The organism is Bacillus sp. J41TS8 (assembly GCF_018333035.1).
GTDB classification, from domain to species: Bacteria; Bacillota; Bacilli; order Bacillales; family Bacillaceae; genus Bacillus; species Bacillus paralicheniformis.
This window is the reverse complement of the sequence record NZ_BORF01000016.1, coordinates 67,894-90,542: the sequence shown is the minus strand read 5'-3', so window position 1 is coordinate 90,542 and position 22,649 is coordinate 67,894. Positions and strand designations below refer to the sequence as shown.

General features: G+C 43.8%; 20 protein-coding genes and 1 pseudogene. 18 read left to right on the top strand and 3 right to left on the bottom strand.

Annotation, left to right across the window (positions count from 1 at the left end):
• Positions 1-327 precede the first annotated feature (327 nt).
• Together KI350_RS19065 and KI350_RS19060 are read left to right on the top strand one after the other, a co-directional pair.
• Positions 328-774, top strand: coding sequence for a DUF6376 family protein (locus tag KI350_RS19065; RefSeq protein ID WP_020450446.1), 447 nt, complete (start codon positions 328-330; stop codon positions 772-774).
• A gap of 116 nt (positions 775-890) precedes the next feature.
• A pseudogene (locus KI350_RS19060) lies at positions 891-1,155 on the top strand (transposase); the annotation flags it as partial.
• Between the two features lie 198 nt (positions 1,156-1,353).
• On the opposite strand, the gene KI350_RS19055 reads toward KI350_RS19060, so the two are convergent.
• Positions 1,354-1,584 (bottom strand): YgaP family membrane protein, encoded by a 231-nt coding sequence (locus KI350_RS19055; RefSeq protein WP_020450448.1) that lies wholly within the window; start codon positions 1,582-1,584, stop codon positions 1,354-1,356.
• A 125-nt stretch (positions 1,585-1,709) separates the two neighbouring features.
• Between KI350_RS19055 and KI350_RS19050 the strand changes: the two genes are divergently transcribed.
• The 16 genes from KI350_RS19050 (at position 1,710) to nagB (ending at position 19,835) form a co-directional block, all read left to right on the top strand.
• Positions 1,710-3,449 carry an adenine deaminase C-terminal domain-containing protein gene (locus KI350_RS19050; protein ID WP_020450449.1) on the top strand — a complete coding sequence of 580 codons (1,740 nt, stop codon included), beginning with the start codon at positions 1,710-1,712 and terminating at the stop codon, positions 3,447-3,449.
• 28 nt (positions 3,450-3,477) lie between these two features.
• Positions 3,478-4,464 (top strand): DUF3048 domain-containing protein, encoded by a 987-nt coding sequence (locus KI350_RS19045; RefSeq protein WP_025810323.1) that lies wholly within the window; start codon positions 3,478-3,480, stop codon positions 4,462-4,464.
• A 2-nt stretch (positions 4,465-4,466) separates the two neighbouring features.
• A complete protein-coding gene (locus tag KI350_RS19040) occupies positions 4,467-4,778 on the top strand; it encodes a YerC/YecD family TrpR-related protein (RefSeq protein ID WP_003179568.1) in 312 nt (103 codons plus the stop codon).
• A gap of 150 nt (positions 4,779-4,928) precedes the next feature.
• Positions 4,929-5,615 (top strand): heptaprenylglyceryl phosphate synthase, encoded by a 687-nt coding sequence (gene pcrB / locus KI350_RS19035; RefSeq protein ID WP_020450451.1) that lies wholly within the window; start codon positions 4,929-4,931, stop codon positions 5,613-5,615.
• 59 nt (positions 5,616-5,674) lie between these two features.
• Positions 5,675-7,894 (top strand): DNA helicase PcrA, encoded by a 2,220-nt coding sequence (pcrA, locus tag KI350_RS19030; RefSeq protein ID WP_025810325.1) that lies wholly within the window; start codon positions 5,675-5,677, stop codon positions 7,892-7,894.
• A 34-nt stretch (positions 7,895-7,928) separates the two neighbouring features.
• On the top strand, positions 7,929-9,932 hold the full coding sequence (gene ligA, locus KI350_RS19025) for an NAD-dependent DNA ligase LigA (RefSeq protein ID WP_023855597.1): 2,004 nt from the start codon (positions 7,929-7,931) through the stop codon (positions 9,930-9,932).
• A gap of 15 nt (positions 9,933-9,947) precedes the next feature.
• On the top strand, positions 9,948-11,138 hold the full coding sequence (locus KI350_RS19020) for a CamS family sex pheromone protein (protein ID WP_023855598.1): 1,191 nt from the start codon (positions 9,948-9,950) through the stop codon (positions 11,136-11,138).
• 193 nt (positions 11,139-11,331) lie between these two features.
• Positions 11,332-12,258, top strand: coding sequence for a GntR family transcriptional regulator YhfZ (gene yhfZ / locus KI350_RS19015; RefSeq protein WP_025810327.1), 927 nt, complete (start codon positions 11,332-11,334; stop codon positions 12,256-12,258).
• 95 nt (positions 12,259-12,353) lie between these two features.
• Positions 12,354-12,719 (top strand): PRD domain-containing protein, encoded by a 366-nt coding sequence (locus KI350_RS19010; RefSeq protein ID WP_020450456.1) that lies wholly within the window; start codon positions 12,354-12,356, stop codon positions 12,717-12,719.
• Between the two features lie 12 nt (positions 12,720-12,731).
• Complete coding sequence (locus KI350_RS19005; RefSeq protein ID WP_020450457.1) at positions 12,732-13,091, top strand: DUF2620 domain-containing protein; 360 nt, start codon at positions 12,732-12,734, stop codon at positions 13,089-13,091.
• A 145-nt stretch (positions 13,092-13,236) separates the two neighbouring features.
• Positions 13,237-14,538, top strand: a complete 1,302-nt coding sequence (locus tag KI350_RS19000; protein ID WP_025810329.1) for a YhfT family protein — start codon at positions 13,237-13,239, stop codon at positions 14,536-14,538.
• A gap of 26 nt (positions 14,539-14,564) precedes the next feature.
• Positions 14,565-15,449 (top strand): phosphotriesterase family protein, encoded by an 885-nt coding sequence (locus KI350_RS18995; protein WP_025810331.1) that lies wholly within the window; start codon positions 14,565-14,567, stop codon positions 15,447-15,449.
• Positions 15,446-16,594 carry an aminotransferase class V-fold PLP-dependent enzyme gene (locus KI350_RS18990; RefSeq protein ID WP_020450460.1) on the top strand — a complete coding sequence of 383 codons (1,149 nt, stop codon included), beginning with the start codon at positions 15,446-15,448 and terminating at the stop codon, positions 16,592-16,594. The genes KI350_RS18995 and KI350_RS18990 overlap by 4 nt, the downstream gene beginning before the upstream one ends.
• Positions 16,587-17,813, top strand: coding sequence for a phosphopentomutase (locus tag KI350_RS18985; RefSeq protein ID WP_025810335.1), 1,227 nt, complete (start codon positions 16,587-16,589; stop codon positions 17,811-17,813). The genes KI350_RS18990 and KI350_RS18985 overlap by 8 nt, the downstream gene beginning before the upstream one ends.
• A complete protein-coding gene (locus KI350_RS18980; RefSeq protein WP_025810337.1) occupies positions 17,813-18,964 on the top strand; it encodes a YhfX family PLP-dependent enzyme in 1,152 nt (383 codons plus the stop codon). Before KI350_RS18985 ends, KI350_RS18980 begins: the two co-directional genes overlap by 1 nt.
• A 142-nt stretch (positions 18,965-19,106) precedes the next feature.
• The gene (gene nagB, locus KI350_RS18975; protein WP_020450463.1) at positions 19,107-19,835 is read left to right on the top strand and encodes a glucosamine-6-phosphate deaminase; all 729 of its coding nucleotides are present in this window, start codon (positions 19,107-19,109) and stop codon (positions 19,833-19,835) included.
• Between the two features lie 262 nt (positions 19,836-20,097).
• On the opposite strand, the gene KI350_RS18970 is transcribed toward nagB, so the two are convergent.
• Positions 20,098-20,790 (bottom strand): MgtC/SapB family protein, encoded by a 693-nt coding sequence (locus tag KI350_RS18970; protein ID WP_020450464.1) that lies wholly within the window; start codon positions 20,788-20,790, stop codon positions 20,098-20,100.
• A 219-nt stretch (positions 20,791-21,009) separates the two neighbouring features.
• Positions 21,010-22,491 (bottom strand): sodium/proline symporter PutP, encoded by a 1,482-nt coding sequence (gene putP, locus KI350_RS18965; protein ID WP_023855603.1) that lies wholly within the window; start codon positions 22,489-22,491, stop codon positions 21,010-21,012.
• Between the last annotated feature and the right edge of the window lie 158 nt (positions 22,492-22,649).

The window sequence follows — 22,649 nt, the reverse complement described above, 5'->3', positions numbered from 1 at the left end:
AGTAATAAAAATGAATACTCCAAAGGGGAGTAGCTGTCACAGTAAAGTCGTCATTACGGGATGTCCTAGATCCTCGGCTTTGCTGGCAATCTAATTGTTAGCGAGACCTTTGCCAAATCTGATTTGGTGAAGGTCTTTTTGTTTATCCACTTCACCAAATCGGTGGAGTTTTTTCATTTTTATCAAAAGGGAAAGGAGACTGACCGTGTCTAAGCTCGGGAAATGGCTGAAGCGTGAATTGGTGAAGAAAGGTCTGCCTTTGGCGAAAGAAAAATTAATTCCGATTTTGAAAGAAAAAATGAAAAAGAAACGATAAGGAGGCAAACAATGAAAAGAATTCTTATAGTTCTTGCCGGAATGGGCCTTTTAGGTGCAGGCGGATGCGGAATGCTTGATCAGGTGAATGACGGATTGAACTATACAAATGAAGCGGCCGGCTATATCCAAGAAGTGAAGACATTTGCGGAGGAGGCGCCTTCCTTGGCTGAACAGGCTGTAAACGACACGGGTGCAAAAGAAAAGCTGGAAACTCAGCTTGAGTCTATCCAGCAGGCTGCAGCCGATTTTAATGAATTAACCCCTCCCGATGCCGCAGCCGAGATTCATAACACCATCGAGAAGCATAATGAAACACTGCAAAAAAGCGCTGAGGATGTTTTGAAAAGTGTTGAGGAAGGAAAATTAACAGTCGAGAAGCTGGAGCAGTCAGAATTGGTGCAAAGCGCTCAGCAGATCAGCGATGTGATGGGCCAGATTGAAAAATTGACCGAATAGAAAAAAGCATCCCGGTTTGGGATGCTTTCAGCTTGTCGACAAAGCATAAAAAGTGGCTTCATCGACAAGCTTTTTTTAAAAAAATGTGAGTGGAATCTAGTTTTGGAGGTTTTACTATGTTGTCCAAGCACTCAAAAGATCAGCGTGAACAGCTTGAAGTCGTTGCCTTAAGTGAACTTGTCCTTGAAGATGATCTGGTCAGGAAGATGGAAGAAGTTCATGGATTTTTCATTTATTTATGAAAAAGTTGCCCCTCTTTATTCTTCAAAAGCACGTCCAAGCATTGATCCTGTTGTATTGATCAAAATGGTTCTGATTCAATACGTGCTTGGGCATCGCTCCATGCGCGAAACCATCGAACGGGTTTTTTGCGGCATGGCCTGCGCTGGACAACCCTGTGGGGAAAGAAAAAATTGTCCATGCAGGCGATGCTTGTTTTCGCTGAGATGAATGGACATGGAAAGGCCCTAACCGCCGTCCTTTTCATCGAAAAAACAAAATAAACTGGACAAAAAATAGGCAGGACCTTAGAAATCCGAATTTTGTCAACGGTCTGAAATCACCTATAAAAGGTGCTTTTTACGATTGTTCGCCAGCTTCTCCCTGCTGCTTCATATAAGTTTGGCAAACATATGTCATGGGACAAAATCGCAAGATGCCGGAAGCGGCCTTCATCGCCCCCATAAACATGCAGAAAAGCGTCATTCTGCACCACGGTTTTCTCGTAAACTTTGCCGCTGCCGCCGACAGGATCGTCAGTCCGCAGGCAATGCGAAAAACGGCGTCAAACAGTCCGATGTTTTGCTTCATGCTTCATTCCTCCTATTTAAATAATTAAATAAAGTGTTTTTTCGAAAAATTGTAACGGATTGGTAATGCGTGACGATAGTAAATGTGTTAACATAGGATCATTACATGTAAAGGAGAGTATGTGAATGTCCGAACGCACCTTAATTTGGAAAAACAAACACATCAGATCGCAAGTTGATGTTGTAAGTTCAAGGCTGCAGCCAACGCTCCTTTTACGAAATGCCTCTGTACTGAACCCGTATGTAAAGCAATGGATTCTGGCAAACGTATGGATTCATCATGACAGAATCGTTTACGTCGGCCGTGACTTGCCGAAGACGGCTGTTAAAACTACAATAGATTGTGAAGGAAAATACATTGTACCCGGGTATATTGAGCCGCACGTCCATCCTTTTCAAATTTATAATCCCCAAACTTTGGCTGAATATGTGTCACAGTTTGGAACGACGACATTCGTAAATGACAACTTGTTTCTGCTTTTGCATTGCGGAAAAAAGAAAGCGTTTTCTATATTGGAAGAACTGAAAAAACAGCCTGTCCACTACTATTGGTGGTCAAGGTATGACTTGCAGACTGAAGTGTTGAATGAAGATCAAATTTTATCGATCGATTACCGAAAACGTTGGGGAGAACACCCGGACGTCATCCAGGGAGGAGAAATGACAGGCTGGCCGCGCCTCTTGGACGGCGATGATCTGCTCCTTCATTGCATGCAGTGCACGAAAAGAAGGAGAAAGCGGATCGAGGGTCATTTTCCGGGGGCATCGGAAAAAACGCTCACGAAGATGAAGCTTTTCGGCGCTGACGCAGATCATGAAGCCATGACTGGAAAGGAAGTGCTGAAGCGGCTTGAACTTGGATACCACGTCGGCTTGAGGCAGTCTTCCATCCGTCCTGATTTGCGAAAGATTTTGCGCGAGCTGCACGAAGACGGCTTTCACCATTATGACCATATGTTTTATACAACGGACGGTGCAACGCCGAACTTTTATAAAGAAGGCATGACAAACAAGCTGATTGAAATTGCCATCGAAGAGGGCGTGCCGCTGATCGATGCCTATAATATGGCTTCGTTTAATATCGCTAAGTATTATCATATGGAGGATATCCTCGGTGTGGTGGCACCGGGCAGATACGCAACGCTCAACATTTTGAATAGCCCTGATGAACCGAATCCGGAGACAGTTTTGGCAAAAGGGCGGCTGATCAAATCAGGCGGCGTAAATATGAATGCGTTTTCAGTTCCGGATTGGCAAAAAGGGGGTCTTGTCCCTCTGAACCTTTCATATGATCTAACGATGGATGACTTGCAGTTTTCCATGCCGCTCGGCTTAAAAATGAGGAATTCCGTGATTATGGAGCCTTATACGATTGAGATTGACAACTCTGTCAACCAGCTTTCTTTTGACCATGATGAAAGCTATCTCTCGCTGTTCGACAAATACGGAAAATGGCGTGTCAATACGATGCTGAAGGGCTTTGCAACCCGCGTCCAAGGGTTCGTCAGCTCCTATTCGACAACGGGAGATATTATCGCGGTCGGCAAAAACAAGGAAGACATGCTTTTGGCCTTCAAGCGGATGAAAGAAATCGGGGGAGGTATCGTATTAGCGGAAAACGGAAAAATCCTGCACGAAATTCCTCTTCATTTAAGCGGCGGTGCATCAAATGAGATGTATGAAAAGGTGCTTGAAAGGGAAAAGACGTTAAAAGAGCTTTTGTTTGAAAGAGGCTATACGTTTGACGACCCGATCTACACCCTGCTCTTTTTGCAAAGCACTCATCTGCCTTATATTAGGGTGACGCCGAAAGGGATCTTTGATGTGATGAAAAAAACTGTACTCTTTCCATCGATAATGCGTTAAAATATAAAAGAGCGGGAGCTAATCTATGGTGAATCGATATGTAAGAGTACTGCTTTGTTTTGCTTCTCTTTTACTGCTTGCATCGTGCCAGTCGCAGGAACAGCAGGAAAAGGAAAAGAACATTCATCCGCTGACAGGATTGAAGGCGGACGGAGATATTCGGCAGCGGCCCATTGCCGTTGTGGTGAACAATCATTCAAAAGCACGGCCGCAGTCGGGATTAAGCAAGGCTGACATTGTCATTGAAGCTCTCAGTGAAGGACCGATCACACGATTGTTGGCGATCTATCAAAGCGACATGCCTGAAGCGGTTGGCCCAGTCCGCAGCGCCCGGGAGTATTTCATTGATTTGGCTCTCGGTTTTGACAGCCTCTTGGTGCATCACGGCTGGAGTCCGGGTGCAAAAAGCCGCCTGTTGAACGGCGACGCCGATCATATCAATGGGATGGATTACGACGGCAGCCTGTTTTGGAGGGCCGATTTTCGGGAAGCGCCGCATAATTCGTACACGTCATATAAAAATGTAAAGCAAGCAGCAGATGACAAAGGATATGCCATCGAAACCCGCACAGAACCGCTCACTTTTAAAGCAAGCCCTGACAAACCTTCGGATGCGCTTTATTCTATACGGTTAGATTACGGAACAAAATCCGTTACAAACCGTGTCGAATATGGTTATGATAAAAAGGTTGAAGGCTATGTGAGAAAGTCAGACGGTATTTTGACAACAGACCTTGAAACAGAAGAACCGGTTGTTCTTCAAAACATTCTAATAGCGGAAGCCGAACATCATATGAAAGATGCGTACGGGAGAAGGGATATTGACCTTCGTTCAGGCGGAAAAGGACTCCTTTTGCAAAACGGGGAAGTCCATCGGATCAGCTGGAAGAACGAAAACGGCCGGATCATACCGAAGACGGACGGCAAGACCGTTCCGTTTGTGCCGGGAAAAACGTGGATCAATGTCGTTCCCGATCTCAGCAAGGTTTCTATTAGCAAAGGAGAAGGTGTGTAAAGATGCAGATCGATAAATTGCGCGGGAGAGAGCTGGACCAGCTTTTTCAATCCATACTATCACTAAAAGATCTCGAAGAATGCTATCGTTTTTTCGATGATTTATGCACAATAAATGAAATTCAGTCATTGGCTCAGCGGCTCGAAGTAGCCAGAATGCTGCGCGACGGTAACACGTATCACAAAATTGAGACGGAAACCGGAGCGAGCACCGCGACCATTTCCAGGGTGAAACGCTGCCTGAACTACGGAAATGACGCTTATATCATGGCGCTGGACCGCGTCAAAGCAAATCAATCTGAATCATCTTCATGATGTCATGAAACCGCCTGGCTCAGGGCACTGAGCACCGGCGGTTTTTTTGTGCTTTCTGCACGTTTATCGTTTATTCGTTATCCGTTTTTCGAAAGGGGCTGAATTTGTTATAATATTTAAATGGTAAGAACGAATGGAGGAGCTTTTTTCATGTACGATATTACCGAGTGGAAGCATGTCTTTAAACTCGATCCGAATAAAGATATTACGGATGATCAGCTTGAACAGCTGTGCGAATCTGGAACAGACGCGGTTTTGATCGGCGGAAGCGATCATGTCACAGAAGATGATGTCCTTCGGCTGATGTCAAAAGTGCGCCGCTTTTTAGTGCCGTGCGTCCTGGAAGTGTCGACGATTGACGCGATCGTCCCGGGATTTGATCTCTATTTTATTCCGACTGTGCTCAACAGTAGAGATACCGACTGGATTGCCGGCTTACATAAAAAGGCGATGAAAGAATACGGCGAGCTGATGTCACCTGATGAGATTGTTGTTGAAGGGTACTGTATTTTGAATCAGGACTGCAAGGCTGCCGCTTTGACAAACGCAGATACCGAGCTTGACATTGAGGATATTAAAGCATACGCCCGCGTGGCAGAACATCTTTTCCGCCTCCCGGTCTTTTATCTTGAATACAGCGGCATGCTGGGGGATTCGGAGACCGTTAAGGAAACAAAAGCGGTGCTTCAGGAAACGACGCTGTTTTACGGCGGCGGCATCAAAGATGCGGAGACGGCGGTAAAAATGGCTGAGCACGCCGATGTGATCGTCGTCGGAAACGCGATTTATGAGAATTTCGAAGATGCGCTGCAAACGGTAAAGGCCGTAAAAGGATGAGCACAACGAACCGGATTGGTTTATAATAGAGCATATGTTTGAATAGGCGGTGAACGGAATTGAATTACATTAGCGACCAATTATTAAGCGGATTAAACAAGATGCAGCAGGAAGCGGTCAAAACGACGGACGGTCCGCTTTTGATCATGGCCGGAGCAGGAAGCGGAAAGACGCGGGTATTGACGCACCGCATTGCGTATTTAATGGCGGAGAAGCGCGTTGCCCCGTGGAACATTTTGGCGATTACATTTACGAACAAAGCGGCCAGAGAAATGAAAGAACGTGTGGAACGCATTCTCGGACCGGGAGCGGACGACATCTGGATTTCGACGTTCCACAGCATGTGTGTGAGAATTTTGCGGAGAGATATCGACAGAATCGGCATCAACCGGAATTTCTCGATTCTTGATACGTCAGATCAGCTTTCCGTCATTAAAGGAATCTTAAAGGAAAGAAACATCGATCCGAAAAAATTCGATCCCAGAAGCATACTCGGATCGATCAGCAGTGCGAAAAACGAATTGATCGACCCGGAAGAGTACGAGAAAACAGCCGGCGGTTTTTTTGAACAAGTCGTCAGCGATGTCTACAAGGATTATCAGAAAAAACTGCGGAAAAACCAGTCGCTCGATTTTGACGATCTGATCATGACGACGATCATCCTGTTTGACCGGGTGCCGGAAGTGCTCGAATACTACCAGCGGAAATTCCAATACATTCATGTCGATGAGTATCAGGATACGAACAGGGCGCAGTATTTGCTCGTCAAAAAAATGGCGCAGCGCTTCGAAAACATCTGCGTCGTCGGGGACTCCGACCAGTCGATCTACAGATGGCGCGGAGCGGACATTGCCAACATTCTGTCGTTTGAAAAAGACTATCCGAATGCAAGCGTCATTCTGCTCGAACAAAACTACAGGTCGACAAAGCGGATATTGAACGCGGCCAATGAAGTGATTCAGAACAACTCCAACAGAAAGCCGAAAAACCTCTGGACCGAAAATGACGAAGGAGCGAAAATCTCCTACTTCAGAGGCGACAACGAATTTGGCGAAGGCCAATTTGTCGCGGGCAAAATCAGGGAGCTCGTCGGCTCGGGAAAACGATCTTTCTCTGATATCGCGATTTTGTACCGGACGAACGCTCAATCGCGTGTCATCGAGGAAACGCTGATGAAAGCGAACATCAACTACAACATTGTCGGCGGCACGAAGTTCTATGACAGGAAAGAGATCAAAGACATCCTTGCGTATTTGCGCCTCGTCGCAAATCCTGACGACGATATCAGCTTTGCGCGGATCGTAAATGTGCCGAAGCGCGGCGTCGGTGCGACTTCAGTCGATAAAATCGCGGCTTATGCCGATATGAACGGAATGTCTTTATTTGAAGCGCTCGGACAGGTTGACTTTATCGGCCTCAGCGCAAGAGCGGCGAACGCGCTTGACGAGTTCAGACAGACGATCGAAAACCTGACGAACATGCAGGAATACTTATCTGTCACAGAGCTTACGGAAGAAATTCTTGAAAAAACCGAATACCGCGAAATGCTGAAAGCGGAAAAATCCCTGGAAGCGCAGAGCCGTCTTGAAAATATCGACGAGTTTCTCTCCGTAACGAAAAACTTTGAACAGCAAAGCGAAGATAAATCGCTCGTCGCCTTTTTGACGGATTTGGCCCTTATCGCCGATATCGATCAGCTTGATCAGAAGGAAGAAGAGACCGGAAATCAAGACGCGGTCATCTTGATGACGCTTCATGCCGCAAAAGGACTCGAATTCCCGGTCGTGTTCCTGATGGGGCTTGAAGAAGGGGTATTCCCGCACAGCCGCTCCCTGATGGAGGAAGCGGAGATGGAAGAAGAACGGAGACTCGCATACGTCGGCATCACGAGGGCTGAGGAAGAGCTTTATTTAACTAACGCGCGGATGCGGACATTGTTCGGGAGAACGAATATGAACCCGGAATCAAGGTTCATTGCGGAAATACCGGAAGAATTATTGGACAATCTAAACGAGAAGAAAAAAGATCTGAAAACGCCGTTTGGAAGAAAGCCGGAGCGGAGAGGCCCGGTTACCCGGCCGGCTGCATCGTACAGCAAAACCGGCGGCGACGGTGTCAATTGGGCAGTCGGCGACAAAGCCTCCCATAAAAAGTGGGGCGTCGGAACCGTTGTCAGCGTCAAAGGATCCGGCGAATCGACTGAGCTTGACATCGCCTTCCCGAGCCCGACCGGAGTGAAGCGTCTTCTCGCGGCCTTTGCGCCTATTGAAAAGCAATAAATGGCAAAAGACCTGAAATGAAAGGACGAAACCAATGGAAAAAGAAGCAGCTAAACGCCGTGTGGAACAACTGCATGCATTGATTAACAAATACAACTACGAATATCACACCCTTGACGACCCAAGCGTGCCTGATTCCGAATATGACAAGCTGATGAAGGAACTTATTGCTCTTGAAGAAGAGCACCCCGACCTGAAAACGCCGGACTCTCCTTCTCAGCGCGTCGGCGGAGCCGTTTTGGACGCCTTTCAAAAAGTGCAGCATAAAACGCCGATGCTGAGCCTCGGCAACGCGTTTAATGAAGAAGATCTGCGCGACTTTGACCGCCGCGTCCGCCAGGCGGTCGGAGATGTTGAGTACAACGTCGAATTTAAAATAGACGGTCTTGCTGTTTCACTGCGCTATGAAAACGGCGTATTTGTCAGAGGTGCGACAAGAGGCGACGGAACAACGGGCGAGGATATTACGGAAAATTTGAAGACCATCAGAAACATTCCCCTCCGAATGAAGCGCGATCTTTCAATTGAAGTACGCGGCGAGGCTTTTATGCCGAAGCGCTCCTTTGAATTGCTGAACAAAACGCGGCTCGAACGGGATGAAGAGCCGTTCGCCAACCCGCGGAACGCCGCTGCCGGCTCATTAAGGCAGCTCGATCCGAAAATCGCCGCGAAACGAAATCTCGATATCTTCGTCTACAGTATAGCGGAGCTTGACGAAATGGGCGTTGAAACGCAAAGCCAGGGACTTGATTTCCTCGACGAACTCGGCTTTAAAACCAATCATGAAAGAAAAAAATGCAGCACGATCGAAGAAGTCATTGAGATCGTCGAAGAGCTCAAGACAAAACGCGCCGACCTCCCGTATGAAATCGACGGGATCGTCATTAAAGTCAACTCCCTTGATCAGCAGGAAGAACTCGGCTTTACGGCAAAAAGCCCGCGCTGGGCAATCGCCTACAAGTTTCCTGCCGAAGAGGTTGTCACAACGCTTTTGGACATTGAATTAAGCGTCGGCCGGACGGGTGCAGTAACCCCGACTGCGATTCTCGAACCTGTAAAAGTGGCGGGAACGACCGTCCAAAGAGCCTCTCTCCACAACGAAGATTTGATTAAAGAGAAGGATATCAGACTGCTGGACAAAGTCGTTATTAAAAAAGCAGGAGACATCATTCCCGAGGTTGTCAACGTGCTCGTCGAACAGAGGACGGGAGAAGAGAAAGAATTCAACATGCCGAAGGAATGCCCGGAATGCGGAAGCGAGCTTGTCAGAATTGAAGGAGAAGTCGCGCTTCGCTGCATCAATCCGGAGTGCCCGGCTCAGATCAGGGAAGGCCTGATCCATTTCGTTTCCCGGAACGCGATGAATATAGACGGTCTTGGCGAGCGCGTCATCACCCAGCTGTTCCGCGAAGACCTCGTCCACAATGTCGCCGATCTGTATAAGCTGACGCGCGAGCAGCTGATCAATCTCGAGCGGATGGGGGAAAAATCGACCGACAACTTATTGAAGTCGATTGAAAAATCGAAGGAGAATTCATTGGAACGGCTTCTCTTCGGACTCGGCATCCGCTTCATCGGCGCCAAAGCGGCCAAGACACTGGCGATGCATTTTGAAACGCTTGACAGACTCAAAAAAGCGACAAAAGAAGAATTGGTCGAAGTCGATGAAATCGGCGAGAAGATGGCGGACGCCCTCGTCACTTATTTTGAAAAAGAAGAGATTTTAAAGCTGTTGGACGAGCTTGAAGAACTCGGGGTGAACACCGAGTATAAAGGCCCGAAAAAAGCGGCCGCTGAAGCGAGCGATTCGTATTTTGCGGGAAAAACGATCGTCCTGACCGGGAAGCTCAACGAAATGTCGCGGAACGACGCGAAAGCGGAAATCGAAGCGCTCGGCGGAAAAATCACAGGCAGTGTAAGCAAAAAAACCGATCTCGTCATTGCCGGCGAAGCGGCAGGCAGCAAACTGGCGAAAGCTGAAGAGCTGAACATCGAAGTATGGGATGAAGCAAGACTGATCAGTGAGCTAAAGAAATAAGAGGAGTGTTTTCTATTGAAAAAGATATTATGTTTGGCGGCTGCTGCGGGTATGCTCATGCTCTCAGCCTGTGCGCCGAATTTTGGGGGAGAAGAAGAGCAGGAGATGGTGCAGAAAACGGATAAGTCGAAAGAAAAAGCCATCATTCCGAAATACAACATCTCCGATTCTTATTATAAAATGGTTCTTCCTTTCAAGGCGGGGAAAGCCCGCGGCTTGACGACCGAACGCCTGAATACGCGGCTGGATATCGATGAATTTGAGACAGGCATGATGCGCCTTGCGCAAGATTCATTTTCTACTGACGATTACCTTTTTCAAGAAGGACAATACCTGGATGAGGATACAGTTACGAGCTGGCTCGCCCGCAAAAAAACGGGAGACGACCTGAAAAAAGCGGAGAAAGACGATAAAAACTTCAAAAACCTCGGACTGAACCCCGCCCTTTCCGGGAGCGGGTCAACAGAGAAGCAAAACGAAGAAAGCCCGGTATACCTCGCCCATATGCTTGAGCATGACTACCTCGTCCGCAAAGACAAGGATACGATTGAGCTCGGCGGCGTCGTGATCGGCCTTGCGCTGAACTCTGTCTACTACTACCGCGAAAATGTCGGCGACCCGCAAAAAGAAGTGACCATCAGCGACAAAAAGCTGAGGCAGGAAGGCGAAAAAATCGCCGAGGAAGTGGCGAAACGGATCAGAAACATGGATGATTTGAAAAACATTCCGCTGACCATCATGCTCTACAAGCAGGCGCCTAAGTCATCGATCGTCCCTGGAAACTTTATCGCCAAAACCGATGTGAAATCAGGGACAAGCGAGCTCGGCGGCTGGGATAAAATCAATGAAGAGTACACGTTCTTCCCTTCAACAGAAGGTTCAGAGAAACATCCGGATGACGCGGAGCTCTTCAAACGCTTTAAAAACAAAGTCGATACGTATTTTCCAAACTACACAGGGGTTGTCGGCACGGCTCTCTATAAAGACGACCAAATGCAGGACATGAAAATCAACATCCCGATGCAGTTTTACGGCAAAAGCGAAGTCATCGCCTTTACCCAGTTCTTGACCGGTGAAGTAATGGATTACTACGGCAAAAGCGGACTGAACGTTGAGATCAACATTAATTCGTCAGCCGGGCAGGAAGCCGTTATCCTGAAAAAGCCGGGAGACAAGGAACCGACTGTTCATATTTATGATTCATAAAAAAGAAGCAGCCTTCTCGGCTGCTTCTTTTTGTCACGCGGAAACAGGAATAAGGAGACCTATCATTCATTCACGGTGCGCCAACAAAATATTTTTTTATAGTATTCTGAATAAAATACTATTGCAAAATTAGGATACAACTCTTATAATTGATTATACAGAATATAGTATATTGTTTTGAGGAAGATGAATTATGTGGGAAAAATTTTACTCTAAAAATGGTTTGGCTGCTAAAAATATTGCTAAAGAATTGATGAATATCAAAGCAGGTGAAAAAATTCCCCGCATCTCAGACTACTGTCATAAGTTATCCATCGGCAGGGGGACTGTCCAAAGTGCGCTGAATTTATTGGTTGATATGAAAGCGATTCATTTGGAGGCTAGAGGCCATTTAGGAACGTTTTTGGTAAGTAAGGATAACAATTTATTACTTGAGATTGCAGGTATTGCACCATTAATCGGCTCAATGCCACTTCCGTATTCAAGGAAATATGAAGGGCTGGCAACAGGGATTGTGGAAGGGTTTGAATCAACCGGAAAAACAGTTAACTTGATCTATATGCGTGGCGGAGTGAATCGAATTGAAGCAGTCCGAACAAAAAGAAGTGATTTTGCAATTGTTTCTAAGATGACGGCAGATCATATCATAGCAGAATATCCAAATTTGAAAATTTTTAAGAAATTCGGGGAAAGCAGTTATGTATCTTCCCATAAAATCTTCTTAGCTCATCCAGATGAGGAAATAGGTAAGGATGTCGTAAGAGTAGGTGTTGATTTGGAGTCCCTGGATCAGAAACAATTAACATTGGCTGAATTTGAAAATAAAAATGCAGAGTTTGTCAATGTGAATTATATGCAGCTTTTCGATATGCTTCTTTCAAAACAAATTGATGCAGCAGTTTGGAATGCCGATGACAAAAGAATGATTCAAACGTTTAAAGCAATCGATTTTTTTTCACCGAAAGCCAAGAAAATTTCCAAGGATACAACTGAAGCCGTTATTGTTATTGAAGGAGACAGAGAAAAAGAAATAGCAGAAAAGTGGAATTTGGTTAATGAGAAACAAATATTATACACTCAAAAAAGTGTAGAAAAAGGAGAGAAAATACCGCGCTACTAAAATGCCGGCCCATCCGACTTGTCATTCAATACATGAGGCGATGGGTCAGCATTTGAAATTTAAAATACTAAATACAGTATATTGGAGGAACTGGCGTGAACCAAATACAGCTGGAAGAAAAGTTGTCTATTTTACTAACGAGTCGAGTGATTACAAAAAATGCTTTCAACACAACTTTGAACACATTTGTTTTCTTATCAAAAAAGCTGAAAAAGGAGGTGATCAAAGACTCTGAAATGTTTTGGACGCACATGGCGATGGCTTTAACTAGAATTGAGAGGGGAGAAAGCGAAGAAAGTCCTGCAATTGCCATCATCAATGAAGTGTACGAAACACCATATAAAAATGCTATAGAAGAAGTGATAGATTTTATACATTCACTGGCAGGTTTAGAACTTCCAGAAGGTGAGCGTGTCTATTTTTATCTTCATCTTCATAAAGTCATAGAATCTAATGAATAGGAGGGTTTTATTATGGTGAGAATCGTAATAGGCGGACAGTTGAAAAAACAAGCGATTGAAAAACTTGTTAAAGAAATTGGGGGAAGCAATGTAGAAGTTTTGGTTAAAGGTGATTTGGACGCTGTTATGGCTGTGAAAAACAATAAGGTAGATTATTATATTGGCGCCTGTGAAACAGGATCCGGTGGTGCGCTTGCAATGGCAATTGCATTATTAGGCAAAGATAAATGCGTCACCTTGGCTTCGCCAAGTACCATAAAAAACAAGGAAGAGATCGAGAAGGAAGTAGAAAGCGGCAAAATTGCCTTTGGTTTTACAGCTTCGTCTTCACAAAATATATTAAACATTTTAATTCCTTATTTATTAAAATAAATGAATTTTTTTCTTTATATTTTGTTACACCGGCTTCAACTGTATACATTTTTTTCAGTTAAAGAAAGCGCTTTCCTGGATGATTTAAGAAGCACGGATGACATGATGTACAGAAGATGAGAAAAATCATAGAGGTGAATAATGAATGGACCTTTCTTTAATTCAATGTCTTGTCATAGCGGCTGTTGGTGCATTAGGTTCTATACTAGTAAATCGCGGAGTAGCAGTGTTTAATGATGGTTTGCGACCGATTATGCCTGAATACCTTGAGGGGAGAATGACAAGAGGGGAGCTTGCTGCAACAAGTTTTGCATTAAGTTTTGGCTTAATCATAGGGTTTGGTATTCCGCTTTCAATAGGAGCAACAATCATTATTGGACACAGCATTTTATTGGCGTGTGACATTATTGGCATTTGGACTCCGGAAAACAAAATAGGCATGGTAACTGCAGGGGTTATTGGAGCCGTTTATAGTATTGGAATCGTTTTAGGACTGCAATTTGTAGTAGATTTATTTGGCATGTTTCCCGTAAATTTTATAGATTCTTTAAGTCTTATTGGTCAGCCTATTATTATTGCATTTACAGTATTTCCAGCTGTAGCGGTTGGATATCAGCACGGTTTAAAAAAAGCCGCCGTCACTGCAATCGTCACTTTGGCTTCTTATCTCTTATTCGAGAAGTTTGGAACATTTCAAGCGGCAGGATATAAAATTTCGCTCAGTCCTGAAGGAATGGCTTTATTAGCAGGAATGTTAATGATGATTTATTATGCTGCGAGAATTAGAGGCGGAGATGAATCTACTAATGCAAATTTAGTGAATATATTTAATGAGCGTGTAAATCGAATTAAAAAAAACCGCTGGTTATTAGCTCTTATGGGAGGACTTGTTTCTTTAACATCATCCATGCTGATTTTAGCAGTGGATGCAATGCCTCAAGCATTGATTAATAAAGAGCTTTACACAGAGGCGGCAATCGCTACATTTGCACGTGGAATTGGCTTCATCCCTTTAGTTTTTTCAACTGCGATCGTAACAGGAGTTTATGGTTTAGCTGGTACCACTTTGGTATTTGCAATCGGTCTTATTTTCAGGGATATACCGATTTTAGCATTTCTGTTGGGCTTTTTAGTCATGTATTTAGAGGTCGTATCATTATCCGCAGTATCAAAAAGTATGGACAAACTGCCTGGTGTAAGGGAGATGGGGGAGCATATTCGCACTTCGCTGTCAGATGTTCTAGGAATGGCTATATTAATTGGCAGTGCGATGGCAGGGGAAAAAATTGCTCCCGGTATTGGCTTCTTCTGGGTGATTGGATTTTATTTAATAAACCGAATTGCATCAAAACCACTTGTTGAATTGGCTGTCGGCCCTATTGCAGTTATATTGTTGGGGATTGTTGCCAATCTTCTCTATGCAGTCGGTTTATGGCAGGTTGGCTAAATCATCGAAAGAGGGGAAGTTTCCGAATGTTGAAAGACGGAATGACCTATATGCATGAACATACAACGATAGACCTTTCCGAAGTAAAAAACAATGAGGATTGTAAGTTGGATGTATTTTCTGAAACCGTTAGAGAATTTAAAAGTTTATACGAAAAGGGCGTACTCAATATTGTGGATGTCACGAATATTGGAATGGGGAGAAATATTACATACGTTCAAAAAGTAGCAGAAGAAACAGGCATTAATATTGTCTTTTCAACTGGTTTCTACCAAGATACTTTTTACCCGATCCATGTGTTTCGCGAACCAAAAGAAAAGTTGGCAGAAAGAATGGTAATGGAGATTGTTGAAGGAATTAGAGGAACAGATGCTAAAGCCGAGCTGATCGGTGAAATTGGAACAAGTTATAATAAATGGACGGAAACCGAACAAAAAGTATTTGAAGCGGTTGTTGTGGCGCATAAGCAAACAAAAAAACCAATATCAACCCATACTTCCATAGGAACATTAGGGCATGAACAAGTAGAGTTTTTTAAAAAACATGAAGTTGATTTAAACCGAGTGGTGATAGGGCATGTTGATTTATCAGGAGATGCCGATTATATATTGAAAATGCTGAGAGAAGGTGTGTATGTAGAATTCGATACAATAGGTAAAGAAAATTATATGCCTGATCGTGTTCGGGCAGAAATGTTGAAAAAGATACAGGCTAAAGGGTATATAGACAAGGTTCTGCTGTCTATGGACATCACCAGAAAATCACATTTGGTATATAAAGGCGGGGTGGGCTATTCATATTTGATAGACACGTTTATCCCTCTCTTGCAAACCTATGGAATAACTGATGAATCAATTGATAAGATGTTGATTAAAAATCCTCGCGCTTTTATGAAAGGGGAGAGTGAATGAGCATGGAAACTTATCCTCTATATAGTCTATCTATTGAAGAAGCCATGCATAGACAATTTAAGTTGGTGGATGTCATCACAAGACATTTTCGAGGAGAGGAATTGCTTTCACTTGGCGATTTAGGCGTTGTAAAAGGAATGAATAAACCGCGGTTCACAAAAAAAATAGAAGAGACACTAGCCGATTTCTTTGGCACAGAGAAAGCAATGTTAGTTCGTGGTGCAGGAACAGGGGCATTGAGATTTGGTTTTATGAGTTTTTTAAAGCCAGGTGACGAGATCCTTGTCCATGATGCACCTATATATCCAACAAGTAAAACAACGTTAGAGTCGATGGGGGTCTTGCCAATATACGCGGATTTTCACGATTCTGAACAAATAAAAAAAGCCATCCTCAAACACCCGAAGTTAAAAGGTGTATTGATTCAGCATACGAGGCAAAAAATAGATGACCATTATGATTTGGCTGAAACGATAAAAAAAATTCGTTCCATTCATTCTAGTCTAGTCATTATTACGGATGACAACTATGCTGCGATGAAAGCGGAAAAGGTTGGAGCGCAAGTCAAAGCCGATTTGTCCACCTTTTCATTGTTCAAGCTACTAGGTCCGGAAGGTATTGGAGTCATTTTAGGCAAAAATGATTTAATACAAAGAATAGAAAATTTAAACTATTCAGGCGGAAGCCAAGTTCAAGGTTATGAAGCTTTAGAAGCTTTAAGGGGCCTGGTATATGCGCCGGTTATGCTGGCAATTCAAGCAAGTGTCAATGATCAGTTAGTTCACTCGCTTAATAATGGAGCCATTAAAGGTGTTAAAAAGGCTTATTTGGCAAATGCACAATCAAAAGTCTTACTTGTAGAGTTTGTTAAACCAATTGCCGAAAAAGTGCTCCATCATGCTAATGAATTGGGAGCGGCACCCCATCCGGTAGGTGCTGAATCAAAATACGAGTTTGCACCAATGTTTTATAGAGTGTCTGGCACTTTTTTATCTGCAGATCCATCACTGGCCAAAAAAATGATCCGCATTAATCCATTAAGAAGCGGTCCTGAGACCATTTTAAGAATTCTAAACATATCCGTTCACCGAGCAACAGAAAATCTTAGTGTAAATCCTTCAATAGGGGATGATATAAATGAATAAAAGAGTCATTATCATAATATTAGACAGCTTAGGTGTCGGTTATATGGAAGATGCAAGCGATTATCACCCTTTAGACGTTGGCGCTAATACTTTCTATCACATACTTGATACGGTGCCTTCTTTAAACATTCCAAATCTCGAAAAATTGGGTATAAACAAAATCTTGCACCATCCTAAATTGAAAAATGTAGACCATATTGCCAGCTATGGTGTTTTGAACCTGATGCATCAAGGAGCAGACAGTTTTGAAGGGCATAATGAAATCATGGGGACAAAGCCAAAAAAGACATATTTAGCTCCTTTTGCAGAACATATCAATCATGTTAAACTCGCTTTGGAAGATCAGGGTTATAAAGTTAACATACCAAATTCAGATTTGCCGTATCTATTAGTAAACGATTTAGTAGTCGTGGCTGATAATATCGAAACAGATTACGGGCAAATTTATAATGTAAGCGCTCCGCTGGATTATATTCCGTTTGATGAAGTGTTGAAAATAGGAAGATGCGTCCGTCATCATGTTAAAGTAAATCGTGTGATTGTTCTTGGAGGAGAAAATGTAACACCCGAACACTTGCAGAGGTCAGTTGAAAGAAGAGAAGACGGATTAGTAGGAGTGAATTCGCCTAAATCTAATGTATACAAGCAGGGGTATCAAGTCCGTCACTTAGGTTTTGGTATCTCTCCCGAGAAGCAGCTGCCAACATTGGCGAAAAATGGGGGAATGGAAGTTTCTCTTATCGGAAAAATGCAGGACATTATTTATTGTAAAGGTGCAAATAGGTTTCCGGGTGTAGATACGGAACAAGTTATGAAGGATATTATACAGGAGACGGACCGTGTCAAAAAAGGCGTGATTGCTGCCACAGTACAAGAAACCGATTTAGCCGGACATGCACAGAATCCTGTGCGTTATGCGAATCGGATTGAAATGGTAGATCAATATTTGCCGGAAATTCTCCGTAAAATGACAGATCAGGATCTGCTGATGATTAGTGCAGATCACGGGAATGACCCTACGATCGGCCATAACCAACACACACGGGAAAAAACGTATTTGCTGGCTTATCACAAAAAGTTATCCCCCGCAAATATCGGGGAAAGAAAAACGCTATCCGACATTGCTGCAACTTCTGCTGATTATCTAGGGCTTCGCAATACTGAAAACGGCAGTTCATTCCTTCATTTAATGCAAAAAGGAAAAGAGGAGACAGACTGATGTTTTTGGAATCTACATTAAAATATAATAAAAAATTAATAGAAGCTGCATTGGATTTTCATCAGCGGGGAATCATTTCACCTAACACTTATGTATTAGATTTGGACACTGTCAAGAAAAATACAAAAGTTTTAAGCGAAAAAGCCAGAAAACAGGATATTGAACTATTTTTTATGACAAAGCAATTTGGCCGTAATCCGTTGGTAGCACAAGCTATCGCCGAAAGCGGAATTGACAAAGCGGTTGCTGTAGACCCGTGGGAGGCAATCACACTCAGCCAAAATGGAATCAAAATTGGGCATGTCGGACATCTTGTTCAAATACCTATTCATATGATTCCGGCTATATTAAAGCTTCATCCTGACTATGTTACGGTTTTCAGTCTTGCAAATGCTCGAAACATTAGTAGAGCAGCTAAGGAAATGGGAAGAAAACAAAAAGTGTTTTTACGTATCGCAAACAAAGAGGATTATATATATAAAGGTCAAGAGGGAGGGTTCACTTTTGAACAAATCGTTAAGGATATCGAATCGATTGAACAGTTAGAAGGAATTGAAATTGCAGGTTTAACAAGCTTTCCTTGTATATTGATTAAAGACGGCCTTCCAACAGTTACTCCGAATGTAACATCCATGCAAACCGTAAAATCTTTTTTAATGGAAAGAGGGTATAAAAGGCTTGAGATGAATATGCCAAGTGCAACATCTTGTGGAACAATCAAATTGTTGAAGGAAAATGGTGCAACTCAAGGCGAACCCGGTCATGCTTTAATTGGAACGACGCCCATTCATGCAACGAAAAAACTCGCAGAAAGACCTGCAATGTTATATGTAACTGAAGTATCCCACATATCTAATCATCATGCTTATGTTTTCGGCGGTGGATTCTATCCGCGTTCACATATGAAAGCGGCGCTGGTTGGAACAAACAAAAATCATCTTAAGAAGGTTCAAGCTATTGAAATGACACCTGATCATATTGATTATTATGGCGCATTAAACACAGTTGAAGCAAAAGTCGGCGATACGGCAATATTTGCTTTTCGTACACAAGTCTTTGTCACGAATGCGCATATTGCAATCTTAAAAAACGTTTCTGAAGATCCTGAACTTATCGGTGTATTTGATTCTAAAGGAAATGTAATCGAGTAAATGATCGTTATCAGCGGAATATCGGAGTTCTTGAATAATGGATTGTCTTACTGAGGTGTAGCGAAGACGCCTTGTCTTTTTGAAGTGCAGTTTAATACAGTAGTCCGTCTTGGACATGTTATTTTGCGGAAAGGAGAACGACGTGAAAATTATTCATGTATCAGGTTATGAAGAAATGAGTGAAAAATCAGCTGATTTAATGACTGAGCTCATTAACAATTCAAAAAATCCTGTTATCGGTTTTGCAACAGGTTCGACACCGCTAGGTTTGTATAAATGCCTGATCAAAAAGTATCGGCAAAAGGAAATATCATTTAAGAATGTTACTGCTTTTAATTTAGACGAGTACGTTGGACTGGCTAAAGAAAATAAAAACAGCTACCATTATTATATGAATGAAATATTATTCAAACATCTGGATATTAGGCAAAGGAATATCAATATCCCAAATGGGATGGCGGAAGATTTGGAACAAGAATGCATCAGTTACGACAGACTTGTTTCCGAAAAAGCAATTGACATACAAATATTAGGGATGGGATTGAATGGTCATATCGGTTTTAATGAACCGGGGACAAGCTTTAAAAGCAGAACCCATATCGTTGATTTGGATAAATCAACCCGGCAGGCAAATTCCCGGTTCTTTCGTTCCTTGGACGAAGTACCGACAAAGGCATTGACCATGGGAATTGAAACAATAATGGAAAGTAAGCGGATCCTTCTGCTCGTGTCTGGAAATGAAAAATCTGAAGCATTGGCACGGCTGCTGAACAGCACCCGTGTCTCCCAAGAGTTCCCTGCTTCAATTTTAAGGAAACATAATGATGTGATTGTGATGGCAGATGATGCGGCCTTAAATAAAATTCAATAACAGACATCGGCTGATGACATTAAAAAAATTTCAAGAGATCTCCTAGCGATCAATCAGTAAAAAACGACTGAATATAGCAAATTTCCACCCTGCTGGTAAGGAATTACATATACGCTTGTCCTCATATTATTTATTCGAACATTTGAAAAGGGGAGAATAGAGGAAATTGAATAAATCCTCTAGGCGAGAGAAAGCTCCATCCTATAGAACCGACCGTCCATATTTATGATTCACAAAAAAAGCAGCCAAAGGGCTGCTTTTTTTAAAGCGTATCGCATTTTACGCCGACGACGCCGTCGATCGCTTTGATATCGTAATAGACATCGGTGACATACCGTTTCTTATGAACCATGATTTTCGTTTCCATGACCGGAAATTCATTATCGCGCATATCATCGATCCGGACGGAATGAATCCGGATTTTTTTCGCTTTCATTTCCTTGAGGATATCCGTCAGTTTATCCTTGTCATTCAGAGACATGCGGACGCGGATTTCTTTTTCCTGCAATCGGTTCGGGCCGATTTTGCCGACGATCCACGGCAAAAACTCGACGCTGATTAAAATGAAAATGAGACTGACAAATGCTTCTTTATAAAAGCCCGCTCCGATGGCGACGCCGAGGCCGGCTGCTCCCCAGATCATCGCTGAAGTGGTCAGGCCGGAAATGACGTCGTTGCTTTTGCGTAAGATCACGCCCGCTCCGATGAAACCGATCCCCGATATGATTTGTGCGGGAAGCCGCAAAGGGTCCATCATAATTCTGTTCGACTTTGGAAAATGGTATGCCGCATCAATGCTGATCATTGTCAGAACACAGGAACTGATCGCAATCACGATGCACGTTTTTAAGCCGAGCGGCTTGTTTTTCAGCTCCCTTTCGAGACCGATGACCATTCCGATTAATGTTGCGATGCCAAGCTTCAACAGTGTTTCTGTTTCAATATGCCAATCCATGCCCATGATCTCCTTTCCGACAATATCTTATATGATTGATATGATTTTCTCACAGACGCTATGGATCGACAACTGTTTTTGAAGGGGATGTCGCGGAACCATTCATCAGCAAGAAAGCCCAATACTCCTACCATTATATTGCCGGTGTGGCATCAAAAGAATTCCGTCTGAGCAAAAAAGCCGCCGGATATCGCCCGGCGGCTTTCATTGCCTGATCATTTAAGAATGTTCTTCCTCATGCGTCTGTTCCATTTCTTCAAACATATCTCTTGCTGCTTTTGCCGGCTTGTTCGTGATCATGCTGACAGCGTAAACGACAATCAAGCTCAGGAAGAAACCAGGGATCATTTCATAGATTCCCGTCTTCTCCTGCAGACCGGTCAGAATGCAAATCAGCACGGTCACGGCTCCTGTGATCATACCGGCCAATGCGCCCCACTGGTTCATCCGCTTCCAGTACAAGCTGAGAAGGATGGCGGGTCCGAATGCGGAACCAAACCCGGCCCACGCATAGCCGACCAAATCAAGGATCGTGTTGTTCGGTGTCAGAGACAGAAGGATCGCGATGACGGCGACAAGCAGAACGCTCAGACGTCCGACAAGAACGAGTTCCTTATCCGAAGCTTTGCGCCGGAAAAACGTCCGGTAAAAATCTTCCGTCATGGCGCTTGATGTGACAAGCAGCTGGGAAGACACCGTACTCATAATCGCCGCGAGCAAAGCGGAAAGCAAAAATCCGGTAATCAGCGGATGGAATAATACTTTTGAGAACACGATAAAAATCGTTTCCGGATCTTTAAGCGCTGTACCCGTTTCATGGACATACGCCACACCGATCAGTCCGACAAGCAGTGCGCCGATTACGGAGATGATCATCCAGCCCATTGCGATGCGGCGCGCAGGCTTCAGCTCTTTTACGGATGAAATCGCCATAAAGCGGACGATAATATGCGGCTGACCGAAATAGCCCAGTCCCCAGGCGAGAAATGAAATAATGCTAATGACGGTCGTTCCTTTGAAGAAATCGAGCAAGCTTGGATTGATTTCTTCGATCACATTGAAAGTCGGCGTAATTCCGCCTAATTGAGTAAAGGCAACGATCGGCACGAGCACTAAAGCGATAAACATAATCAAACCTTGCACAAAGTCAGTGAGACTGACGGCCAAAAACCCTCCGAACAGCGTATAAGCAATCACGACTGCTGCCGTTAAGAAAAGACCCATTTTATAATCGAGGCCGAACGCCGTTTCAAACAGTCTTCCTCCGGACACCATACCCGCCGACGTGTACAGTGTGAAAAACACCATAATGACGATGGCTGATGCCAGGCGCAAGATTCTCGTCGTATCATTAAACCGATTTTCGAAAAAATCCGGAATTGTAATCGCATCGTTTGCTACTTCTGTATATGTGCGCAGCCGGGGAGCGACAACCAAGTAGTTCACATAAGCTCCGATTGTTAAACCGACGGCAAGCCAGGCGCTCGAAAGTCCTGTCACATACATGGCTCCAGGCAGTCCCATCAGCATCCATCCGCTCATGTCCGACGCGCCGGCCGATAAAGCCGTAACAGCAGGCCCAAGACCTCTGCCGCCGAGCATGTAGTCATTCAAATTGGATGTCTTTCTGTAGGAATACCAGCCGATTAAGAGCATCGCGGCAAAATAAATCCCTAACGAAATAAATATTTCAACACTCACGTTTCATATCTCTCCTCTTTAAAAATAATGTGGCATCACCTCTTTAAAATTTTCGACAATACTGACTTGCGGTACGAAGAAAATTGCAGGGCCCCCTCTTTAAAAAATCAAGTATTGGAATTAAGGCGCTGCCGATTAGATCGTACTTAGTTACCTAA